Source organism: Longispora fulva (assembly GCF_015751905.1).
In the GTDB taxonomy this organism is placed as follows: Bacteria; Actinomycetota; Actinomycetes; order Mycobacteriales; family Micromonosporaceae; genus Longispora; species Longispora fulva.
In genome coordinates this window covers 900731-923116 of record NZ_JADOUF010000001.1, presented here as the reverse complement: position 1 = coordinate 923116, position 22386 = coordinate 900731, and the positions used below count along the sequence as shown (strand labels likewise).

Below are 22386 nucleotides of genomic sequence, written 5' to 3'. Positions count from 1 at the left end.
TCACACCTCCCCGTTCGCGCTGAGCCACTCGCGCAGCCCGATGGTCTCCGAGGCCCGGCTCCGGGACGCCTCCTCGGCCTGGACGGTCACCTGGTACCCGGCCTCCACCAGGCGGGCGACGTCCTCGAGGCTGACCAGCCCCTCGACGCTGCCGCCCTCGGTGGGCTCGCCGGCGAACCGCTCGGCGTCCGGCCGGTCGGCGGTCAGGTTTTCCCTGGTCAGGTGTTCGGTGGTGAGATGTTCCGTGGTCAGCCGTTCCGTCGCCAGCCGTGATGTGGCGAGGCGGGCGGTGGCCTGGAACAGGTCCAGTTCGAAGTCGGCGAGGTGCCGCAGGGCGCGCGGGTCGGCGGCGTGCACCGTGACGAAGTAGCGTCGCTGCCGGCGACCGGTCGATGCCCCGTCGAGAACGGATGATTCCATCGTTATCTCCCCTCCTGGGCGGCGGGATGGGTGGCGGTCGATCTCATCCTGTCACTCGGGGCGACGGAAAAGTCACATATGCGATATGGCTCTGAATGCGGCTGGGCTGGTGCCGGGCACACCACGAAACCCGTTTTCCCGGTACGACGCCTGCTCCGACGGGGCGGCGGCGAACCTGAGTCGGAGGGTGTCGTCGCGGCACCGCGTGGGGCGGGAACGGTCCGCGATGAGGACGGGCCGTGGCATGAGGGCATGAGTGAGGTCGAATGCGCGAGAATCGACATATGCATCCCGAACTCACGCCCGCCCGAAGGGCTGAACTGGCCGCACTTCTCGACGATGACTCGCGGCTGAGGGCCGAGTACCCCAAGGTCGCCGACTACCTGGACATGGCCCCGGGACTCTCCGGCACCGGCGATGCCGAGGCTGACGGATCCTTTGACCTTCGGCTGGTCCACCACATGACCGCCCCACAGGAGGGAAATCCGCTGTGGAGCATCGTTGGACCCTCGGTTACGAGTGTTGACGGCCGCCGGGTGATCAACAATGGATCAGCCAACGGTTCCACGCGGCTCGCCTATGCGCAGATGACACTCCAGGCCGCCTACGCCTACGCCGTGCCGTCGCCGGAAACGATCCAGTGGGTTTCGGACTTCGCCGAAGGCCGCCGGATCATCGACCTTGGCGCTGGGCGCGGCTACTGGGCGCGCCAGTTGGCCGAGGTCGGCGTCGAAGTGAGTGCACACGACATCCAACCCCCGAACTCCGCCGGGAATGCCTCGTTCCCCCGTGCGGCCGGACAGCGGGACGCCTGGTTCGAGGTTCGGGACACGTGCCATGTGGACCTTCAGTCGGATGCCGTGCTGTTGCTGTGCTGGCCCCCGGGCTGGGGTGACCGGATGGCTTCCACCGCGCTCCAGGACTTCGAGAAGGCTGGCGGGCGGCGCGTGGTCTACATCGGCGAGCCCCGAGGTGGAAAGACGGGAGATGACCTGTTCCACGACGCTTTGGCGGAGCGCTGGGAGTTGGCTTCGACCGATCAGGATTTCGTCTCGTGGTGGAACCTCCATGATCTCGCCGCCGGGTACACGCTCCGCGAGGAGTAGGCCGCCCGCCATGCTTGTGTATACATAGAATCTGTGTATACACTGCGGTCCTCTGGTATCAAGGAGGACCGATGGCGTCACCGCCCGCATACGTGGCGATTGCCGGCAAGCTCACGCAGCTCATCCGACGTGGCGACCTTCCGCCGGGCGCTCAACTGCCCAGTCTTGACCGGTTGGCTGAAGAACACGGCGTGTCGGAGATCGTCATTCGCCAGGCCATGGGCCTGCTGCGACGGTCGGGGCTCGTGCACACCGTGCCGAGGAAGGGCAGCTTTGTCGCCGTCCGCCCGCAACTGATTCGGGTGTCCCCCGAACGCCAGAAGGAATCCGCCGAGACTTCATTCGGCAACGAATCAGACCTCGCTGTCGCGGTAGAGCGGACCGGGGATCACGTACTGGCAGGCGATCAGCTCGCCGAGATCTTCGGGATCAAGCCCAGTGACAACGTCGCTCACACGGTCACCAGCGTCCGGGAAGGCGGGACGCCCATCTCCATCTCTGACACCTATGAGGCTGGTGACGACAGGGACATCGCGGCTGTGACCCTGGAGGAAACGCTAGAAGATCAAGTTCCGGCGCCTGGGCACAGCGCTTGGCTCGGCATCCCCGCGGACGCGTCGACCAAGACCGTCCGTCAGCGCTACTTCAACCGAGCGGGCCAGGTCGTCATGGTCTCGGACATCACGTACGCCCGCGATCGGTACGCGGCGTTCACTTTCACGATGACTCTTCCCACAGACGAGAGCTGAGCGGAGCGCACACACGACAGAAGATGCCGGGGCGGGCGACTGGTTGGTCGCCGTGGGCGCCCACCCCGGTTATCTGAGTGACGAAGGGATCGCCTCATGGAGCTTCACCCGCGCAACTCACACACTGTCTATCACGAACCGATACCCGGAACCATCGCGCCGAGCGCCGCTGAGGCGCGCGACGTGTTGGCCGAGCACGTGCTCGACCCCCGTTCGGGGACGTGCCGCGTGTGCCTCGTGCCTAGTCCATGCGAACCGGCCGACTTCGCCATCACCGCTCTCACGCGGCTCGGCGTGTCCCTGCCGGGCACGTCAGAGCTGATCCCGGTGAACGGGCCGACTTTGGTGCTGTCGACGGTGCCGCCCCGGCACCTGGCCGCCGCCCTCGAACATCCGACGGGGCCGCCCAGCCATCACGCCGCTCCCGCGCCGCCGGGTGTCGACCCGCTTGATTGGGCACTCGCAGTTCGCCTGCTGTGGGACCACCGCCCCGACGAGTCGGAAATGTGTCGCGCCTGCGGCACCCTGTACTGGTGCCGTGCCCGCCATCTGGTTCAGCGGGTCATCAACGGACGCCGCCCGTCGTCCCGGCCTTCTGAGCCTGCCGACAGGCTACGACTGACGGCACCAGGGCACAGGACCCGTCGCGCGCCTGGGGATGCTGGTCGCGACTACTTCGCGACACCGCCGCACCGGGGCGCTCCCGGTCGGTGGGGGAAGGCTGCGGCATGACCGTCAACGGCGCTGCCCTCAACGCACACGCATGGCTGACCGCGAGCAGCCTGGGCCGGCTGGTCACCGAGTACGACTACGACACGTGCCGCGCCAGGATGGTCGGCGGTCTGCGGGTCGAGTGCGACGGCGAACAGCCGTACTGGCTGGAGTTGGGGCAGGGTTACAAGCTCTGCCACGACGGTGAGGACTGGGCAGTTGAGGGCGGGTCCTGGGGATGGGCACGGCTCACTCTGCACGGCGGCTCGGTCACCAGTCTGCGCACCGACCACGGCGACCAGGAACTCGACAGGCACTCGACGTACATGGTGGTACCGCTCGACCATGTCGGCTATCCGGAGGCCTGGGAACTGCTGAGGGTGACCTCGTGAGCGCGCCGGTCGAGGCGATCCCCGCACCGCGTCCGTTCGCCCTGCGCCGCTGGGCCGATCCCACAGGAGTCAGCGGCACAGGCATCGTCGCGCACGGCGTGCAGTGGTTCGACGGCCGGATCGAGCTGCGCTGGATCGGCACCACGACAGGGGTGACGAGTAGCTGCTCGTACGACTCGATGGAGGACATGTTGCGCGTGCACGGGCACGGCGGACACACCGAGGTCGCGTGGCTCTCCGTGGGAAGCGAAGTCAGGTGCCCTCCACGCGCACACACATAGCGGTCCGCAGCGGATCAACCAGCCGTTGTCAGGACCACGTTTTCGAGACCTCATCAGGGCTCGTGCTCCTGGACGGCGCGTCGTCCTTTGACCCATCCGTGCCAGACGGCGGCTGGTATGCCGGACAACTGGGCAAGCGCATCGCCGATCAACTGGACAGCGGGGACCTGGCTGACATCGTGGCAAACGCAATTGCGTCACTGGCCATGGAGGCCGAACTCCAGCCGCAGCGGGCACCATCGAGCACCGTGACCTTGGCGCGTTGGACAGCAGGCACGCTTGACGTGCTCATCCTGGGCGACAGTGCCGCCGTGGTGTACCTGAAAGATGGATCTGTCGAAGTGCTCTCAGATAATCGGTTAGCGGCCGTCGCCACGGAACAGCGAGAGGCCATCAACCGCCATTTCCTCGCGGGCAACGGCTACGACGACCGACATGTTCAGCTCATGGCCGAGCTTCAACGAGCAGAACGGCAGGCACGCAACACGCCAGACGGCTACTGGATCGCCGAGGCAGTGCCAGAAGCCGCCTATCAGGCCGTTCGACGCAGTTGGAGATCCGATCAGGTATCCGCCGTCCTCCTCGCTTCAGACGGTGCGACGGACGGCATTGACCGCCACGGCCAACCGGGCTCCTGGGAAGCCGCCCGCGAACTGATCCAGACGAGCGGAGCACGCTCCCTCATCGACGCGGTCCACGCAGCTGAGGAAAGCGACCCAGACGGCAGCCGCTGGCACAGGAGCAAACGCCACGACGACAAAGCCATCGCCTATGCCACCTTCAGTGGTCTGTGACGTCCGCCGGAACGCTCACCCCTGACTGACTGGAACCGTTCCAGAGCATCCCCGGAACGTGTTCGTACCAGAGTTCTACAGGGACGGCGTTCTCATCTCCGGCAGCGACCCCGCCCAGCGCGAGGCATGGTAGCCCCGCTGGTCTATCCGAACAGGCCCCTCGGCCTGTCAGGAGCCAGGCGGGCCGCCAGCTCGGCCGCGAGGGGCAGACCCAGTTCGGCGGCCAAGGTCTGCGCCGCCCGCCAGTGCCGGTCCCGCTCCGCCGGCTCCAGCAGACCCAGCTCGTAGAGCGCTTCGGCTTCGGTGCGGCGCTGACCGCTGGCCCGGGCCGCGTCCAGGGTGTGCCGGAACGCCTCGACGGCCGGGCCGGGCTCGCCGAGTGCCCGGTGCGCCTGGCCCCGGTAGAGCAGCAGGTCGGCGCGCTGGCCCCACACCGCGTCCTCGCCTGCGGCCGCGAGCGCGTCGGCGACGTGCGTCAACGCGGCCCTGGGCCGGTCCTGGCGCAGCGCCACCTCCGCCAGGTTGGCCAGCGCCCGGCCCGCCAGGGCGTCCGCGCCGAGGTCCCGGGCCGCGATCACCACCCGCTGGTACTGCCGGGCGGCGTCGTGCGGCCTGCCCGCCAGCGCGTACGTCACGCCCAGGTTCAGCAGCAGGCCGGCCTCCGCGGCCCGGTCACCGAGCCGGTGCGCCAACGCCGAGGCCCGCCGGTGGCAGTCGACGGACTCCTCGAAGGACCGCTGGTCGTTCAGCGCGGTGCCGAGGTGCCCGAGCATCGCCATCCGGCCCCGGTCGTCGTCGAGCGCGCCGGCGGCGGCCAGCCCGGTGCGCAGCGTGTCGGCCCACTCGGCGCTGTTGCGCCGGCCGTAGAAGAATGGCCACAGTTCGCGGGCCAGCCACCAGGCGCGGGCGTGTTCGCCCACGTCGGCGGCGAGGGCGACCAGTGCGCCGGGCGTGCGGTCCTCGGCGTCGAACCAGGCCATCATGGCCGCCCGATCGGCGAACGTCCGGGGCTCGGCCGGCGGGTGCTCGACCGCCAGGCCCGGCGGCCACGGCTGGTCGGGTCGCCAGTGTGCCCGGGTGCGGCGGGTGGTGTCCAGGTAGTAGTCGAGGAGTCGGGCGGTGGCCCGGGTCCGCCCGTCTGCGGTCAGGTCGGTGGCGGCGAGCTGGCGGGTGTACAGCCGGACCAGGTCGTGCCGGGCGTACCGTCCCGGGGACCGTTCCTCGACCAGGTGCGCCGTGGCCAGCACGTGCAGGGCCGCGGCACCGGCTGCTGGGGCCGCGCCGAGCAGCGCGCCGGCCGCCGACGCGTCCACGTCCGCGCCGGGGTGCAGGCCCAGTAGTCGGAACAGCCGGGCCGTCTCGGCCGGTAGGGCCCGGTAGCTCAGGGAGAGGGTCGCGGCGACCCCGGCGTCCTCGGCGGCGAGGGCCGCCAGGCGACGCCGCTCGCAGCGCAGTTCGTCGACGACGGCGCCCACCGGCCACCGCGGGTGTTCGGCGAGCCGGCTGCCGGCGATCCGCAGCGCCAGCGGGAGCCGGTCGCACAGCTCGACCAGGGCGTGCGCGTCGACTGGGGCGGCACCGATCCGGTCGGCCCCGACCGGGTCGGCCAGCAGGGCGAGTGCGTCGGCGAGGTCGAGCACGTCGAGCCGGACCGGCCGGGCGCCCTCTCGGGCGGTCAGTGCGTCCAGCCGGTTGCGGCTGGTCACCACGGTCGCCGACCCGCCGGCCCCGGGCAGCAGCGGCAGCACCTGCCGGGCGTCGCGGGCGTTGTCCAGGACGACGAGGAGCCGGCGGTCGGCCAGCAGGGACCTGTACAGCGCCGACCGGGCGTGCGGGTCGGCCGGGATCCGTTCGGCGGGGACGCCGAGGGCGAGCAGGAAGCCGTACAGCACCGGTCCGGGGTCCGCCGGGCCGGCCGGGTCGAATCCGCGCAGGTCGGCGAAGAGCCGGCCCTGGGGAAACTCGGCTGTCCGGTGCGCCCAGTGCAGCACCAGGGCGGTCTTGCCCACGCCGGCCGGCCCGGTGACCACGGTCAGCGCGCCGGGCCCCGCCGCGCCGGCCAGCCCGGCGAGTTCGGTTTCCCGGCCGGCGAACCCGGCGGGCGGGCGGGGCAGCTGGGCGAGCGCGGCGGGCGTGGGGATCAGCGCCGGATCGGCGGCGAGGATCGACCGGTGCAGTTCCTGGAGTGCCGGCCCCGGGTCCAGGCCGAGGAGGCCGGCGGTCCGGCGGTGCGCGTCACGGTACGCGGCGAGGGCCTCGGTCTGGCGGCCCGACCGGTACAGCGCGAGCATCAGCAGTTCCAGCAGCCGTTCGCGGTGCGGGTGCCGGTCCGCGGCGGAGGTCAGCTCGCCGATGAGGTCGCAGTGCCGGCCGAGGTCGATCTCCAGTTGGGCCCATTCCTCGTAGGCTGCGAGCCGGTGCTCCTCCAGCCGGGCCCGCTCGACGTCCACGAACGGGCCGGTGACGTCCGCGAGCGGGACGCCCAGCCAGCGGTCGAGCGCGGTCCGCAGGGTGCCGGCCGCCCCGGCCCGGTCGCCGAGCCGGCCGAGCCGGCGGGCGGCGGCCACGTCGCCGTCGAAGTCGTCGAGGTCGAGCTGGCCGGCGCCGACCCGCAGCAGGTAGCCGCCGTCGACGGAGGTGAGGATCCTGGCCGGCTCGCGGGGCTGGCGGTCGGGTTCGAGCACGCCGCGCAGCCGGCGGACGTAGGTCTGCACCACGTTGGTCACGCTCGGCGGGGGTTGGCCGCCCCACACCCCGTCGACCAGCTCGTCGCGGGACACCACCCGGTTGGCGCGCAGGAGCAGCTGCGCGAAGACGCTGCGTTGCCGGCGGGGGCCGAGCTCCAGCTCCCGCACCGGGTCGAACGCGCGCAGCTGGCCCAGCACCGTGTACCGCGCGGACGCGGTCATCGCGGCTCCCCCCTCCGAGTCGTCGAACGTGCAGAGTCCCGGAGGCTGGAAAGCGTTCCCCGGCCGCGGTGAGAGCAGTCTCACGCCAGCGCCGTTGCGGCCCCGTTGCAGCGGCCACTGCGACGGTGGTCCGGTGCGGGGGCGGTCCCCAACGCCGTCCCCGCACCATCCGCTACGCGTTCGGCGCCGTGCCCGTCGGGCTGACCGGCCGGCTGAGCGGCACGACCTGACCGTTGGCGGGCCGCCATGGCCGGTCCGACGCCCCACCCCACAACGTGTGGCCGCCCCGGATCGCTTCGGGGCGGCCACTGGCGTTTCGTCTCGTGGAACGCCTCGTTGCTGGAGAAATGCCATCTTGGCGAGACTTGTCCCCGTGGAACGCGGCATCCCGCCGGACGGCACACGATCGACGTCCGGGGATGTCCGCGCCTCGCGCCGCGCCCGCATCGCTGGCGGCAGCTCCCGGAACACCCACACACCAGAGGAGACGCATGACCATCACCCCGGACGCCGAGGCCGCGGAGCGCCAGCTCAGCCTCAGCACGGCCGCCGCGCGCAACCTGGCGACGACCACCAAGTCCGTTCCCCAGATGCAGGAGATCAGCTCCCGCCACCTGCTGCGGGTACTGCCGTGGGTCCAGGTCCCCGGCGGCACCTACCGCGTGAACCGCCGCCTGACGTACGCGGTCGGCGACGGCAAGGTGTCCTTCGTCAACTCCGGCTCCGACATCCAGGTCATCCCGGCGGAACTCGGCGAGCTGCCGGTGCTGCGCGGGTTCGACGACCACGACACGCTGACGGCGCTGGCCGGCCGGTTCACCCGGCAGGACTTCGGTCCCGGCGAGGTGATCGTCGAGTTCGGGCACGCCGCCGACCAGGTGTACCTGATCGCGCACGGCAAGGCGGTCCGCCTCGGCGTCGGCGAGTACGGCACGCCGACCAACCTGGGCGTGCTGGCCGGCGGTGACCACTTCGGCGACTGGGTGCTCGTCGACGACGCCGGCATCTGGGAGCACACCGTCAAGGCCAGCACCCAGGTCACGGTCCTCGCGCTGCCCAGGGCGGAGTTCGACCAGGTCTTGGCCGCCTCGCCGCCCCTGCGCGCGCACGTCGACCGGCTGCTGGCCGCCGTGGACCCCAACACCAACCGGCACGGCGAGGCCGCGATCGACCTGGCCGCCGGGCACGTCGGCGAGGCCGTGCTGCCGAGCACGTTCGTCGACTACGAGCTCGCGCCGCGCGAGTTGGAGCTCAGCGTGGCCCAGACCGTGCTGCGGGTGCACTCGCGGGTCGCGGACCTGTACAACGAGCCGATGAACCAGCTGGAGCAGCAGCTGCGGCTGACCGTCGAGGCGCTGCGCGAGCGCCAGGAGTACGAGCTGGTCAACAATCCCGAGTTCGGCCTGCTGGCCAACGCCGACCTGCGTCAGCGCATCCACACCCACAGCGGCGCGCCGACCCCCGACGATCTCGACGAGCTGTTGTCGCGGCGGCGCAACTCGCGGGCCTTCTTCGCGCATCCGCAGGCGATCGCCGCGTTCCTGCGCGAGTGCACCAAGCGCGGGATCTACCCGGACAACGTCGAGGTCGACGGCAAGCGACAGCTCGCCTGGCGGGGCGTGCCCCTCTACCCGTGCGGCAAGATCCCGATCACCCGGAACCGCACCACCTCGATCTTCGTGATGCGGACGGGCGAGGAGGACCAGGGCGTGATCGGGCTGCGGCCGGGTCCGCTGCCGGACGAGGTCCAGCCGGGGCTGAACGTGCGGTTCATGGGCATCAACGAGCAGGCCATCATGTCGTACCTGGTCAGCGCCTACTACTCGGCGGCGATCCTGGTGCCCGACGCGCTCGGGGTGCTCGACGACGTCCAGCTCGGCGCCGTGCAGGACTAGCCGACCCGGCCGCTCGCACGAGGGAGGTACCCGTTGCCCGTGATTTCCCGCCCGCCCGCGACCGAGAGTCTGGTCGCGCTCGCCCGGGCGCTGTTGTCCGACACCAGCTCGGCACCGTCGGCCACCCTGGCCGATCTGCTCGGCGACTCCACGCCGGCCACGGCGGGCCTCGCCGGGGCCGGCGTGGGAGCCGCCCCGGTGGTCGATCTCGCCGCGGCCGGACTGGCTCCGGCGGTCGGCCTGGCCACGGTCGGTCCGGCTCCGGTGGTCGACCTGGCCGCGGTCGGGCTGGGGACGGCCATACCGTTCCCGGCCTTCCACGGCCGGCCGACCGGCCTGGGCACCTCGGCCGCCTGGCTGAGGCCGAACCAGCCGGAACCCGCGACCGGGGCGACTGCGGCGAAGGGCGACGACGACCTGCCGGAGCTGTTCTGCCCCGGTCCGGCCCGCGACGACCCGGCGCTCGGCGAGCTGGTCAACGACCGGCTCGTCATCTGGGCCGAGGAGATGGGCATCTACGCCGGTCGGCTCGACCACCTGCGGTCCTGCAATTTCGGCCGGCTGATGATGCTCACCCATCCGGCGGTGGACGACCCTGACCGGTTGTTGGCCGCCACCCAGGTGGTCGTGGCCGAGTGGGCCGCCGACGACTACTACCTCGACGAGGAGGAGATGGGAGCCGACCCGCGGCTGACCAGCGCCCGGCTGGGGTTGATCTACGGGATGGTCGATCCCGCCGCGCTGCCCGGGGCCTACCAGCCCCAGCTCGATGACTTCGTCCGTGACGAGCCGATCGCCCGGGCCTTCCGGTCCGGGATGCGCAACCTCGCCCGGTACACGACGGGCGCGCAGATGGGCCGGTTCCAGCACCAGATGGCGATCCTGTTCACCACGCTCGGGCAGAACGCGAGCTGGCGGGTCAGCGGCGCGCGGCCGGCGGTGTGGGAGTACCTCGTGCACCGCCACCACAACAGTTATCTGCCGCCGATGATCCTCGTCGACGCGCTGGCCGGCTACGAGCTGTCGGCCGAGGAGTTCTACCACCCGAGGGTGCGCCGCGCGTTCACGATGGCCGGTCTGGCCGCGGTGCTGATCAACGACCTGAACTCCGCCGGCAAGGAGGCCGACGACGACCTCAGCCTGCCCGAGGCCATCGTGGCGGAGGAGGGCTGCACGCGGAAGGAGGCGATCCGCCGCACGATCGAGATCCACAACGAGCTGATGCGCGGCTTCGTCGCCGAGGCGGGCGCGCTCAGTCTGGTCGGCACGCCGAACCTGCGCCGGTTCTTCGCCGACACCTGGGCATGGTGCGGCGGTAGCCGCGAATGGCACGCCACCACCCGCCGGTACCACTCCGAAGCCTGATCCGTACGAGGAGGACATCATGACCATGACCGACACCGTGCTGCGCACCCCCTACCAGCGTTCGATCGCCCGGTACTGGGACGAGGAACGCGACCCGGTCAACATCCGCCTCGGCGAGGTGGACGGCCTGTTCCACCACCACTACGGGATCGGCGCCGTCGACCCGACGCTGCTCGGGGACAGCGCGCCCAGCGAGGAGCGGGTGATCGCCGAGCTGCACAGGCTGGAGAGCGCCCAGTCCACGTTCCTGCTCGACAATCTCGGTGACATCGGCCCGGCCGACCGGCTGCTCGACGCCGGGTCGGGGCGCGGGGGCACGTCGTTCATGGCGAACCAGCGGTTCGGCTGCCAGGTCGACGGGGTGTCGATCTCCCAGCAGCAGGTGGACTTCGCCAACGCCCAGGCTGCTGAGCGCGGCGTGGGCGACCAGGTCCGGTTCCACTTCCGCAACATGCTCGACAACGGGCTGCCGGACGGCTCGGTGCGTGCGGCGTGGAACAACGAGTCGACGATGTACGTCGACCTGTTCGAGCTGTTCGCCGAGCACTCCAGGTCCCTGGCCTTCGGCGGGCGCTACGTCACGGTCACCGGTTGCTGGAACGACCTGACCGGCGGCCGGTCCAAGGCGGTGATCCAGATCGACGAGCGCTACACGTGCAACGTGCACTCCCGGGGTGAGTACTTCCGGGCGATGGCGGCCAACAGTCTCGCCCCGATCGAGGTCATCGACCTCACGGCACTGACCATCCCGTACTGGGAGCTGCGTGCGCGGTCCTCGGTGGCCACCGGGGTCGAGGAGTCGTTCCTCACGGCGTACAAGGAAGGCAGCTTCCACTATCTGATGATCGTCGCCGACCGGATCTGACCGATGTCCGGGTCGGAGTCCACTCAGGACTCCGACCCGCGTCGGGAAGGCGTTCCCGTCGTTATCCCCTACGTGTCCACCAGTGCGACCGCCACCACCTCCATCGTCGGCAGGATCATCAGGCTCGCCACCTGCCTCCTCCGCGAGGGCCGCCCGCTGGGCATCTCGGAGATGTCCCGTCTCCTCCAACTCCCGAAAGCGACGGTGCACCGCCTGGTCACGGCCCTGGCGGCCGAGGGCGCGGTGGTGCGCTACGGCAACCTGTACGACATCAGCGACCGCACGTGGCGCCTCCTGGACGCCGCGGCCACCCCCACCCACGCGCTCCTGCGCACGGTGCTCGCCCCGCACGTCATGGAGCTGTTCCACCACACCCGGCACTCCGCGAGCCTCGCCGTCCTGCGCGGCACGATGGTGTTCCACCTCGAACACCTCCAGACCCGCACGAGCAGGCCGCAACTCGCCAACCACGCCCCGGCGCACGCGACCGCCATGGGCAAGGCGCTGCTGGCCCACCATCACGACATCCACCAGGTCCTCGGCACGACCCCGCTTCCGGCGTTCACGACCAGGACCATCACCGACCCCGCCGACCTGACCGTGGAGTTGGCGTCGATCCGCACCCGGGGCGTCGCCTACGACCACGGCGAGCACGCCGAGGACCAGGTCGGGATGGCCACCACGATCGACAGCGCGCCCGGCGGTCCGGTCGCGGCGATCGGGGTGGCCGGGCCGCGCGCCTCCTTCAGCTTCGCCAGCGTCGAGCCGGTCCTGCGGCGGGTGGCGCACACGGCGTCGACGGCTCTGCGGCGGGCGATGGCCGGTGTTCCCGGTGACGGTGTCCCGCCCGATGCGCGACGCGGCTCGCCGGTTCCCCCGCATCGGTGACGCGACAGTGCAGAATCCGACAACCGGCGCAGGATTGTGGCGTAGATCACCACAATGGACAGTGTGGCCCCTGACATTCGCTTGTACGGCCGGTCGTCGATCCTCGAATCCTTCGCCGCCTGGGGCATCCGGCGGCGACCGATCCGCCCCCTGCCGCTGCTGCTGCTCATCGGGCGTCGGGGCAGCGGAAAGACGGCGGTGCTGCACGAGCTGCGCCGGCTGGCGTCCGGCTGGCCGTGCGCGTTCCTCGACCTCGACTCGCGCCGCAACGACTCCGTCGTCGGCCTGTTGGGCGCGATCGTCTTCCAACTCAGCGAAGGGCACCGGGGCCTGGGCCGGCTCAAGTTCCCGAGATTTCTGATCGGGCAGCTCGCCGCGCAACTCAACCTGACCGGGCTGACCCAGGACGCCGCCCGGCAGGCCGTGCACACCCTGCTGGACAGCGTGAAGCGCTACCGCCGCCTGCCGCCCGACGTACGCCAGCTCCTCGGACAGGTGCTCCAGGCGGCGGTGCCCGGCCCGGCCCCGGTGCCCGACGCGGTGCTCAGCGCCTTCGAGCTGACCCTGCGGTTGTGGCGGGCGCCCGGCAAACGCTGGTGGGGCGACGACGGGCCGGCCGCCGACCGGCTCGTCGAGCTCAACCGGCAGCTGCACGACGGCACCCAGCGCGAACGGGACGAGGCCACCGAGGCTCTCGGCCGGGCCTTCCTCGCCGACCTGCGCTCGGCCTACGGCAACGTCTTCCGGGGCCCGGACCGGACGGTGGCCAGCGTCGCGCTGCTCGACAACGCCCACCTCGGAGCCGGCACCGATCTGCTCCGACTGCTGGCGCGGCTGCGGGCGTCCGCCGTCGGTGCCGAACCACCCGACCAGCTGCTGCTGGCCGCGGCCACCGGGCGCCGGCCCGACCGCCTCAACCTGGCGACCCCGGTCGACCCCGACCGACTGACCTGGGACGACTCCCGGCTCGGCCAGGGCCACGCGTGGTTCTGCCCGGTCGAGTTGCGTGACCTCACCGCACGGGAGGTCACCGACTGGGCCGAGCGCTCCGGCCTGTCGCGCCGGTCGGGCCTGGCCGTGACCGGCGGACTCCCTGGCGCCGTCAGCGTCCTACTGGAACTCAACGGCGATCCCGAGCGGCTGTTGCTGCCGGACTCCCCGGCGGTGCGGAGTCTGGAGACGATCCTGGACGACTTCCCGGAGTCGATGCGTTCGGCGCTGATCAGTGCCGCCGCGGCCGAGGACTGCTCTCCGACGTCGTTGAACGCGGCACTGCGCGACGCCACGGCCGGACAGATCCGTCAGCTCCGTACCCTGCTCAGTGAACGGTTCTGGCTGGCGGAGGATCAGCTGCATCCCTGGCTGCGGGCCCTGCTGCTGGTCCAGCTGCGCTCACGCGGCGACGACGACCCTGACGGCTGGCAGAAGACCCACACCCGGCTGCTGGCACTGCACGGCTCGCAGGCCCGGCCGGACGCGGCCCGCTTCCACGAGCTGGCCCTGGGCAGGCTCCGCCCGGTCGTGTGCTCCGTCGAGGCCGAGCTGGACACGAAGGCGCCCGCAGACTGGATCGCCCTGGTCCGGCGGATCACGCTGGCACCGCACCGCCGCCGGCGGCCGGCCGACATCTCCGGGGTCGCCGAGCTGTCGCGGTGGGCGGCCGACGAGCCGCACCGGGTACTGATCGTGGCCCGGCTGATGGCGGCGCACTGGCTGGCCGCGGACCCGTTCGTCCGGTCCGGTCCGGACCTGTTCGACGCGATCGCCGACGAGTACGAGGAACTGGCGAGCCTGCGGCCCGACGGCTACGGGGTGTTCTTCGGCGAGGCGGAGAGATTCCGGGGGCTCGCCCTGGGCCGCCGCATCGAGGAGGAGAACCGATGACCGGCAATGTTCCGTGGTCGCTCCGCCGGAAGCTGCTGCTCGGCGTGGCGGGCGTACTCGTCATGATCTCGGTCGTGGTCGTCACCAGGATCCTGGTGGCCAGAGGCGGGGAGTGCGGCGCGGACATCGACCGCGTCGGCCCCGAGCGGGCCTGCGTGGGCGTCACCGACGGCGGGTTCGTGTTCCACCCGACCCTGGCCGGGGTGTCCGAGACGATCCGCCGGCAGAACGCCGACGTGACGGACAAGGACGCGGTCACGATCGCGTTCGCCCAGCCCATCCCGACCGCCGAAACCGGCAGCTTCAGCCTGGCCTCGATCCAGCACGAGATGCTCGGCGCGGCGGCGGCCCAGCGCGAGGCCAACGCGAGCGGGGCGAAGCCGAGGATCCGGCTGCTGATCGCGAACTTCGGCGAGAGCAACGAACACTGGGCGGGGCCGGTGGCCACGCTCGTCAGGCTCGCCGAACAGGGCAGGCTGCGCGCCGTGGCCGGCCTGGGGCAGAGCAAGGCCCAGACCCGGGCGGCGATGGGTGAGCTCTCCCGGCACGGGATCCCGATGGTCGCGGCCGTCATCACCGCCGACAACATCCACGGCGGCGGGCCCACCGACAAGGTCACCCCCGACGGCAAGGACGTCGACCTGAAGGACAAGGGCGGCATCTACGGCCTGGCACGGGTGTCCCCCACCAACCACGACGAGATGGCCGCCGGCCTCAACTACCTGGGCCCGGACGTCCTTCTCGTTCACGACGACAACGCCGACGACGACTACGTCAGCACCCTCGTCGCCCACTTCAAGGCGCTGCGGCCCGGTAGCCAGCCCTCGAAGTTCAACCGCGAGTCGGTCGCCAACCGGATGCCCGGCGTGGTCAACGAGATCTGCAACGGCGGCTACCGCGGCGTGTACTTCGCCGGCCGCGGCACCCAGCTGCGCCAACTGCTCGCCGCCTTCAACGACCGCAGCTGCACGGACGGCCCGACCGGACCGGTGCGGACCATCACGGTCCTCAGCGGCGACGACGCCAGCCAGATCCACCTCAACCCGGCCGACCCGGTGGACGGCAAGATCATTTCGGCGATGAAGCGCAACGCCGTCCGGCTGGTGTACACCGGCCTCGCGCATCCCGACCAGTGGAAGGTGTGGAACCGGGACCGACTGGTGAGCCCCGAGCAGGCGAACCCGGCGGCGGCGGGATTCGAGACGTTCCTGTCCACCATGGGGATCAAGACCCCCGAGCTCACCGACACCGACCGCACGATGCTGGAGGACGGCCAGGCCATGATGGCCTACGACGCGGTGAAGGCGGCCGCAGCGGCCGTGCAGCGCAATGTCGAGCACCCGGAGAACGTGGAACTCGGGGGCGTGCAGAACGGCCTGTACAACATCAACACCTCCAGTCCGCTGTCCGGTTCCAGCGGGCCGATCGCCTTCGACGAGATCGGCAACCCGGTGAACAAGGCGATCCCCATTCTCCGGCTCACCTGTCAGGGGCGGATCGAGTTCGTCCGGCTCAGCTACCCCGGCGCGGCGGTGCACAAGCCCGATCCCATCGATCCGAACCGCTGCTGACGACGCGAAGGCCAGCGGCGATCACCTAGGGGCGTTTCCGCGCTGTCTCCCTGGAATGTGTCGCGGAATCAGTCGTTGGGAAGGGTTCGTGGAATTCCCTGCGCCGGCGACGCCGGGAGGAGGCGGTTGCCGCTGATCGCGGCAGGTGACAGCTGGATGGTGCTGTCGAGGTTGGCGATGCGGGTCTCGACGGCGTCCAGGGCCAGCCGTACCGCGCCGAGTCCGACCGCCTCGTCACCCAGTTGGGAGGCTTCCAGCCTGGGCGGATGGGGGCACGCGCGTTCCAGGTGCTGGCGCAGGCGCGGTAGTAGCAGGTCCGCGGCGTGCACGAAGCTTCCGCCGATCACGACGAGATCGGGGTCCAGCGTCAGCGTCATCGCGATCAGGCCACCGGCGACGTCGGCGGCGAACCGGTCGACGGCCGCCACCGCGGTCGTGTCGTCGTGGCGGGCGGCGGCGAAGACGAGTGCGGCGGCCCGGTCGCGGTCGCGGTGCTGTCCGGGTGCCGCAGCGGCCAGCCGCTCGGCGGCGTCGTGCCAGCCGAGTTCGCGGATCTCGCCGATCTCCCCGGCGGCGCCGGCGGAACCGCGGTGCAGCTGGCCGGAGACGATCAGACCGGTACCGAGCCGCACGCCCGTGAGGAGGTAGATCATGGTGTCGGCGTGGTGGCCGCGCCAGCGTTCGGCCAGGGTCGCGAGGTTGCAGTCGTTGGCCACGGTGACCGGGCAGCCCAGCAGGTCCGACATGGGTGTGGCCAGGTCCAGGCCGGTCCAGCCGGGCAGGACGACGGACTTGGTCACGATGCCGTCGCGCGCGATGATGCCGGTGGACGCGACCGCGGCGGACCACACGTCGGCTTCGCTGAGCCCGGCTGCGGCCAGCGCGGCACGCACGGTGGCCTGTGTCGCGTTCAGTCGCTTGTCGGCCGAGTCCCGCGGTGACGCCTTCACCCGGTGGGTGGCCACGATCGTCCCGGCCAGGTCGGCGATGGAGACGCCGATCGCGTGCGCACCGATGTCGATGCCGGCCACGTGCCCGGCCTCGGCCAGGAACCGGTACCGGCGTGCCGGCCTCCCCGGCCGCTTGACGTCCGCGTCGCCCGAGGCCAACCAGCCGTGCTGCTCCAGGGACTCGGTGACCACGCTGGTGGTGCGCCAGGACAGGCCGGTCCGCTCGGCGATCTCGCTCAACACCCGCGGCACCCCGTCGCGGAGCACGGACAACACGCTCAGCTCGTTGACGCGGCGCAACATCGTCTGATCCCTGGCGATGCCGGGCAGCGGCTCGGGCACGGCGGCGGCCCCTCCTTGGGTGAGTTTCCTGCCGGTTATTGATGCGATTACGAAAACTACACGACCCCTGACCTGCGCCTCCGCCTGGCTCGATGCCCGCCGGGGGGTGACCGCGACAACAACGGCAACGACAATGCGCAGGCTCCGCGGCGGGGCCCCTGGGCGGGCGGCGGTGTCGGAGTCGTCGGTGGGGACAGGAAAGGGCCGGGTGACAACGTCCGCGCTGGACATCGTCACCCGGCCGGGTGCCGGTCTTCGGGGCGCGCCTGTGGTCAGGCGCGCCGAAGATCAGGAGGGCAGGGACCAGGTCTGGTTGTGCTGGTTGTAGCCGCAGACCCAGACCGCCAGGCGGGCACCGTCAGTGGTGGTCGCCCCGCCGTAGACGTCCAGGCATTTGTTGGACGCGGCGTTGACGAGGTTCCCGTTGCGCCGGTACGACCACGACTGTGTGGCGCTGCCGGTGCAGGTGGACAGGGTGATGGCGGCGCCGTCGGTGGTGCCCGCCGCGGTCAGGCACTTGCCGAGCGTGCGCGCAGTGCCGTCGCCGGGGAACGTGAAGCGCTGGTTGGCTCCGCCATGGCAGGTGTACAGGGTGATCGGCGTGCCGTCGGTGGTGCCACTCGCCGTGTCATCGAGGCACTTGCCCGAGGTGACCGTGATCTGGCCGGTCGGCTGAGCGCCGGCGCAGGTCGCGCCGGGGGTGACGCGGAACATCGCGGTACCGTGGGCGGGCACGGTGGCCGAGATCGTGGTGCCTGAGCTGCTCTGCCCGGTCCACAGGTCCTTGACCGCGTAGGTGCATCCGGTGCCGCCGGGTAGTCCGACGGTCGCGGTGGTGGTGGAGATGGTCGCGGAACTTCCGCCGCGGTTGAACAACGCCACCGCCCTGTCGCCGTTGGCCAGCTGCCGGGCGAGGATGTCGGTGTTGCCGTTGCGGGAGACCAGCGTCCCCTGCGCGCCGAGCGGGTCCTGGTCGACGGCGACCACGTCGGGGTTGCCCACGATGGCCAGCTCCGCGGCGCCGAGGGCGGTCACGTCCGTGCTCAGGATCAGTGGTGCGGCCATCATCGACCACAGGCTCATCTGGCTGCGGGCCTCGTCCGGGGTGATGCCCGAGCCGGGGATCAGGAAGTCGGGATCGTTCCAGGCGTTCGGTCCCGCGAACCGGGCCAGCGGCAGGTTGTAGTCGTAGTTGCGCACGATGGTGCTCCACTGGGTCGCCGCGCTGTACTCGGCGAGGCCCATGTCGTCGCCCTCCCGCCACAGCTGGCCGTACTGCGGGGTCCATTCCAGCACCTTGTACCAGTCGCGCTTGTCGGACACTCCGATGTAGAAGTAGGCGGGTGCCGACTCGGAGAACACCATTCGGCGGCCGGTGTTGGCCAGCGCCTGACTCCACTTGGCGTAGACGTCATGGTAGGTCTGTTCCTGGGTTTTGCCCGGCTCCGGCGGCACGTTGCAGCCGTCGAGCTTGACGTAGTCGACGCCGAACGAGGCGAACAGGTTCGCGTCGGCCTGCTCGTGTCCCCAGCTTGCCGGCAGCCCCACACAGGTGGATGTGCCGGCGTCCTCGTAGATGCCGAACTGCAGGCCCTTGCCGTGGACGTAGTCGGCCAGCCACTTCATCCCGTGCGGGAACCGGGAACTGTTGGTCACCAGATTGCCCGCGGCGTCACGGCTTCCGGTCATCCAGCAGTCGTCGACGGTGATGGTGCGGTATCCGTTGGCCGCCAGCCCGCTGGAGACCAGCCGGTCGGCGGTGGCGACGAACAGCGCCTCGTTGAGGTTGCACGTGTAGCGGGCCCAGTTGTTGAAGCCCATGGGAGGGGTGGGGGCCAGGTTGGCGCCGTTGGCGGCGGTGACCGAGGGGGCGGCGATCACTGGCTGGTAGACCGGTGCGGCCGAGGCCGGCACCGCGGTCATCACCATCGACATCAGGCCGATGGCGACGACGAGGCGGGTGACTCTGCGTCTCATGGAGGGACTCCTAACGCATGGCAGTTATGTATGTCACATATATAACTGACATAAGTTGTGCGCACAAGGCCATCTCAGAGCAGCTTCTTGCACGCGGCATCACAGGGCGTTTGCAGACACGAAGGCCACCCGCTGGACAGCCGCCGCCGCGCCGCGCGGCCCGGCCAGCGGTTTCGGGGAAACCCGATTGCCCGCGCCGGCCGGTCCAGGGCAAGGTATGCCCATGACGTTCTGACGGACAGCCCCCTCCCCACGGCCCCGGCCCGGTCACCCCGCGCCGCGCCCCGTTGTCCGATCAGCCTGCCCTGGAGCCTCCTTGTCCGAGCACCGCCCCGCCACCGTCACCGTCTTCGCCTCCCCCGCGAGCTGGATCGAGTCCGACGCCGTCGACCAGTGCCACCAGGTGGCCGCCCTCGACGGCATGGTCCACGTCGCTGGGATGCCCGACCTGCACCCGGGCAAGGGCGCCCCCATCGGCGCGGCCATGGCGTCGACCGTGTTGTACCCGCTGCTGGTGGGTTCCGACATCGGCTGCGGCATCGCCGTGTTCCCGATCAGACTCAAGCGCGTCGTCCCCGAACGGCTCGCCGCCCGGTTCCCCGACCTCGACGAGGAGCCGGACGCCGACGACCCGGCCTGGGACGTGCTGGACGGCGACATTCCCGCCGACCATCTCGACGGTCTCGGCACCGTCGGGCGCGGCAATCACTTCGTGGAACTCGCCCAGGTCAGGACCGTCCTCGATCCCGGGCACGCGGGCCGGCTGGGGCTGGCGGACGGGGACGTCGTCCTCATCGTGCACAGCGGCTCGCGCGGGCTCGGCGAGCGGATCCTGCGGGCGCACACCGACGTGCACGGCGCGGGCCCGGCGGAGGATCCGGCCGCGTATCTCGTGGAGCACGATCAGGCCGTGCGCTGGGGATCGCTCAACCGACGGCTCATCGCCGCCCGGGTCGCCCTCGCCCTCGGGGCCGTGCCCACGGAGCCGATCGTCGACCAGTGCCACAACCTGGTCGAGGTCCGCGATGGCGTCTACCTGCACCGGAAGGGGGCGGCGCCGGGTGACGGCCGCGACGTGCTCATCGCCGGTACCCGTGGCACACCCTCCTATCTCGTCGCCGCGCACGCCGGGCCGGACGCCAATCACTCGGTGGCGCATGGCGCCGGCCGTAAGATGTCCCGGGCCGACGCGCTGCGCCGGGGCCGGGCCAAGCACACGGTCGAGGAGCTGCGCCGCACCCCGGTGGGGTCGCTGGTGGTGTGCGGGGACCGGCAGTTGCTGTTCGAGGAGGCGCCGACGGCGTACAAGCGGATCGAGCAGGTGATCGCCGACCTCGTCGAGCACTCCCTCGCCACGCCCGTGGCCACCACGGTTCCCCTGATCACGTACAAGACCGCGGATCTCGGGTCCGAGCCGCGCCGCGAACAACGTCGGCGCCGGGATCGCCGATGAGCCAGGACCAGCCACAAGCCTGCCAATATATCGACTTTGATTGATTTTTACCCTCTGGGGCGTGTGAAGTGGTTCCCACCGTTGCACCCTTGGAGGCGCGATGAAACCCCTCTTCCTCCGCCGGGCCCGTTGGCTCCTGGCGAGCGTCGTCCTCGTCCTCGGCCTGGCCATGGCGAACCCCGCCGGTGCGGATCCGCTTCGCCAGTCCGACGACAACCCCTCCGCCGAGTACGTGCTGACCGGCCCGAAGACCAACGCCGACGTGAACGCGATCGCCCGGACCGGCGCGTCCGTCGACAACGTCGAGCACGGCCGGGTCTACGTCACCGCGACCCGAACCGAGATCGCCGCGATCAGCCGGCTCGGCTTCACCGTCGAGAAGGCGCCCCAGGCCGAGGAGATCGCCCCCGGGCTGGCCGGCTTCCCGCCCGCCGACTCCAACTACCACGACTACGCCGAACTGACCACGGAGGTGAACAATCTCGCGGCGGCCAAGCCCGCGATCTTCAAGAAGCTCAGCTACGGCACCTCCTACGAGGGCCGTGACCTGATCCTGGTCAAGATCTCCGACAACGTGGACGTGGACGAGGACGAGCCGGAGATCCTCTTCAACGCCCACCAGCACGCCCGCGAGCACCTGACCGTCGAGATGGCCATCTACCTGATGCACCTGCTGGCCGACAACTACGGCACCGACCCCCGGATCACCGACCTGGTGAACAGCCGCGAGTTCTGGATCATGCCGGACGTGAACCCCGACGGCGGCGAGTACGACATCGCCACCGGCGCCTACCGGTCCTGGCGGAAGAACCGTCAGCCCAACGCCGGTTCGTCGAACGTGGGCACGGACCTCAACCGCAACTGGCCGTACAAGTGGGGCTGCTGCGGCGGCTCGTCCAGCAGCACCTCCAGCGAGACCTACCGCGGACCGTCGGCGTTCTCCGCCCCGGAGACGAAGAAGTACGCCGACTGGGTGAAGACCCGGGTGGTCGGCGGAAAGCAGCAGATCTCGGTCGCCATCGACTTCCACACGTACTCCGAGCTGGTGCTGTGGCCCTACGGCTACCAGACCGCCGACACCGACGGGGTGATGAACCCCGACCAGCGGAGCACGTTCGCCACGATCGGCCAGCAGATGGCGTCGACGAACAACTACACGCCCGAGCAGGCCAGTGACCTCTACATCGCCGACGGGATCGTCATCGACTGGCTGTGGGCCGACCAGAAGATCTTCGCGTACACCTTCGAGATGTACCCGTCCTCCGGCGGCGGCGGCTTCTACCCGCCCGACGAGGTGATCCCCGCGCAGACCTCCCGGAACAAGGAGGCGGTGCTGAAGCTGGCCGAGTACGCCGACTGCCCCTACCGGGCGATCGGCAAGCAGCAGCAGTACTGCGGGACCGCTCCCGGGCCGCGGTTCGAGAACACCACGGACGTGACGATCAGCGACAACACGACGGTGGAGAGCCCCATCACGGTCTCCGGGGTCACCGGCGCGACGTCGGTGTCGGTGAACGTGGACATCAAGCACACCTACCGCGGCGACCTGGTGATCAGCCTGGTCAAGCCGGACGGCACCGTGGTCGTGCTGGAGGACTTCCCGAACAACGACTCGGCCGACGACGTGCTCAAGACCTACTCGGCCACGGTGCCCGCCGCGGCGAACGGGGTCTGGAAGCTGCGGGTCCAGGACGTGGCGAGCAACGACGTCGGCAAGATCGACGTGTGGTCGCTGCAGTTCTGATCCACCGGGGCGGTCCGGCCAGCCGGGCCGCCCCGTACCTCAAGTCTTCCTTAGCTGGTACCTAAATCCGCGCTGGACCAGGCCACCGCG

17 protein-coding genes are annotated in these 22386 nt (G+C 70.6%); 13 read left to right on the top strand and 4 right to left on the bottom strand.

Translation table 11 applies throughout. From position 1 onward, the window contains the following. Complete coding sequence (locus tag IW245_RS04060) at window positions 1-420, bottom strand: hypothetical protein (RefSeq protein ID WP_197001854.1); 420 nt, start codon at window positions 418-420, stop codon at window positions 1-3. 284 nt (window positions 421-704) lie between these two features. Between IW245_RS04060 and IW245_RS04055 the strand changes: the two genes are divergently transcribed. The 5 genes from IW245_RS04055 to IW245_RS04035 all read left to right on the top strand — a co-directional run bounded on the left by IW245_RS04055 (window position 705) and on the right by IW245_RS04035 (window position 4453). After that, the gene (locus IW245_RS04055; RefSeq protein WP_197001853.1) at window positions 705-1526 is read left to right on the top strand and encodes a class I SAM-dependent methyltransferase; all 822 of its coding nucleotides are present in this window, start codon (window positions 705-707) and stop codon (window positions 1524-1526) included. 71 nt (window positions 1527-1597) lie between these two features. Continuing rightward, entirely contained in the window at window positions 1598-2275 is a 678-nt protein-coding gene (locus IW245_RS04050; protein WP_197001852.1) for a GntR family transcriptional regulator, read from the top strand. Between the two features lie 728 nt (window positions 2276-3003). Beyond that, window positions 3004-3378 (top strand): hypothetical protein, encoded by a 375-nt coding sequence (locus tag IW245_RS04045; RefSeq protein WP_197001851.1) that lies wholly within the window; start codon window positions 3004-3006, stop codon window positions 3376-3378. Continuing rightward, window positions 3375-3659: a hypothetical protein gene (locus IW245_RS04040; protein WP_197001850.1), complete on the top strand. Its 285-nt coding sequence runs from the start codon at window positions 3375-3377 to the stop codon at window positions 3657-3659. Before IW245_RS04045 ends, IW245_RS04040 begins: the two co-directional genes overlap by 4 nt. Continuing rightward, window positions 3608-4453, top strand: a complete 846-nt coding sequence (locus IW245_RS04035; RefSeq protein WP_307788861.1) for a protein phosphatase 2C domain-containing protein — start codon at window positions 3608-3610, stop codon at window positions 4451-4453. Before IW245_RS04040 ends, IW245_RS04035 begins: the two co-directional genes overlap by 52 nt. Window positions 4454-4596: 143 nt before the next feature. Here the strand turns inward: IW245_RS04035 and IW245_RS04030 are convergent, their stop codons facing one another. Continuing rightward, the gene (locus IW245_RS04030) at window positions 4597-7362 is read right to left on the bottom strand and encodes an AfsR/SARP family transcriptional regulator (protein WP_197001848.1); all 2766 of its coding nucleotides are present in this window, start codon (window positions 7360-7362) and stop codon (window positions 4597-4599) included. Between the two features lie 491 nt (window positions 7363-7853). On the opposite strand from IW245_RS04030, the gene IW245_RS04025 reads away from it, so the two are divergent. From IW245_RS04025 to IW245_RS04000, 6 genes are all read left to right on the top strand, one after another. Further along, a complete protein-coding gene (locus IW245_RS04025; protein ID WP_197001847.1) occupies window positions 7854-9257 on the top strand; it encodes a family 2B encapsulin nanocompartment shell protein in 1404 nt (467 codons plus the stop codon). A 39-nt stretch (window positions 9258-9296) separates the two neighbouring features. Then, window positions 9297-10622 (top strand): family 2 encapsulin nanocompartment cargo protein terpene cyclase, encoded by a 1326-nt coding sequence (locus tag IW245_RS04020; RefSeq protein ID WP_233473128.1) that lies wholly within the window; start codon window positions 9297-9299, stop codon window positions 10620-10622. 19 nt (window positions 10623-10641) lie between these two features. After that, entirely contained in the window at window positions 10642-11487 is an 846-nt protein-coding gene (locus tag IW245_RS04015) for a geranyl diphosphate 2-C-methyltransferase (protein ID WP_231398647.1), read from the top strand. A gap of 72 nt (window positions 11488-11559) precedes the next feature. After that, on the top strand, window positions 11560-12375 hold the full coding sequence (locus IW245_RS41445; RefSeq protein ID WP_197001846.1) for an IclR family transcriptional regulator: 816 nt from the start codon (window positions 11560-11562) through the stop codon (window positions 12373-12375). A gap of 63 nt (window positions 12376-12438) precedes the next feature. After that, a complete protein-coding gene (locus IW245_RS04005; protein ID WP_197001845.1) occupies window positions 12439-14259 on the top strand; it encodes a hypothetical protein in 1821 nt (606 codons plus the stop codon). After that, a complete protein-coding gene (locus IW245_RS04000) occupies window positions 14256-15830 on the top strand; it encodes a hypothetical protein (protein ID WP_197001844.1) in 1575 nt (524 codons plus the stop codon). The genes IW245_RS04005 and IW245_RS04000 overlap by 4 nt, the downstream gene beginning before the upstream one ends. Window positions 15831-15898: 68 nt before the next feature. On the opposite strand, the gene IW245_RS03995 is transcribed toward IW245_RS04000, so the two are convergent. Both IW245_RS03995 and IW245_RS03990 read right to left on the bottom strand, forming a co-directional pair. Next, window positions 15899-17122, bottom strand: coding sequence for an ROK family protein (locus IW245_RS03995; protein WP_197001843.1), 1224 nt, complete (start codon window positions 17120-17122; stop codon window positions 15899-15901). A 288-nt stretch (window positions 17123-17410) separates the two neighbouring features. Continuing rightward, window positions 17411-19099: a ricin-type beta-trefoil lectin domain protein gene (locus IW245_RS03990; protein WP_197001842.1), complete on the bottom strand. Its 1689-nt coding sequence runs from the start codon at window positions 19097-19099 to the stop codon at window positions 17411-17413. Between the two features lie 316 nt (window positions 19100-19415). Between IW245_RS03990 and IW245_RS03985 the strand changes: the two genes are divergently transcribed. Further along, window positions 19416-20552, top strand: coding sequence for an RNA ligase RtcB family protein (locus IW245_RS03985; protein WP_197001841.1), 1137 nt, complete (start codon window positions 19416-19418; stop codon window positions 20550-20552). A gap of 100 nt (window positions 20553-20652) precedes the next feature. Continuing rightward, window positions 20653-22296 (top strand): M14 family metallopeptidase, encoded by a 1644-nt coding sequence (locus IW245_RS03980; protein ID WP_197001840.1) that lies wholly within the window; start codon window positions 20653-20655, stop codon window positions 22294-22296. Window positions 22297-22386: the final 90 nt, after the last annotated feature.

What these genes read in the sequence shown, in the direction of transcription:
- IW245_RS04060 (WP_197001854.1), bottom strand. Translation starts at nt 420, where the DNA reads ATGGAATCATCCGTTCTCGACGGGGCATCGACCGGTCGCCGGCAGCGA.
- IW245_RS04055 (WP_197001853.1), top strand. Translation starts at nt 705, where the DNA reads ATGCATCCCGAACTCACGCCCGCCCGAAGGGCTGAACTGGCCGCACTT.
- IW245_RS04050 (WP_197001852.1), top strand. Translation starts at nt 1,598, where the DNA reads ATGGCGTCACCGCCCGCATACGTGGCGATTGCCGGCAAGCTCACGCAG.
- IW245_RS04045 (WP_197001851.1), top strand. Translation starts at nt 3,004, where the DNA reads ATGACCGTCAACGGCGCTGCCCTCAACGCACACGCATGGCTGACCGCG.
- IW245_RS04030 (WP_197001848.1), bottom strand. Translation starts at nt 7,362, where the DNA reads ATGACCGCGTCCGCGCGGTACACGGTGCTGGGCCAGCTGCGCGCGTTC.
- IW245_RS04025 (WP_197001847.1), top strand. Translation starts at nt 7,854, where the DNA reads ATGACCATCACCCCGGACGCCGAGGCCGCGGAGCGCCAGCTCAGCCTC.
- IW245_RS04015 (WP_231398647.1), top strand. Translation starts at nt 10,642, where the DNA reads ATGACCATGACCGACACCGTGCTGCGCACCCCCTACCAGCGTTCGATC.
- IW245_RS04000 (WP_197001844.1), top strand. Translation starts at nt 14,256, where the DNA reads ATGACCGGCAATGTTCCGTGGTCGCTCCGCCGGAAGCTGCTGCTCGGC.
- IW245_RS03990 (WP_197001842.1), bottom strand. Translation starts at nt 19,099, where the DNA reads ATGAGACGCAGAGTCACCCGCCTCGTCGTCGCCATCGGCCTGATGTCG.
- IW245_RS03980 (WP_197001840.1), top strand. Translation starts at nt 20,653, where the DNA reads ATGAAACCCCTCTTCCTCCGCCGGGCCCGTTGGCTCCTGGCGAGCGTC.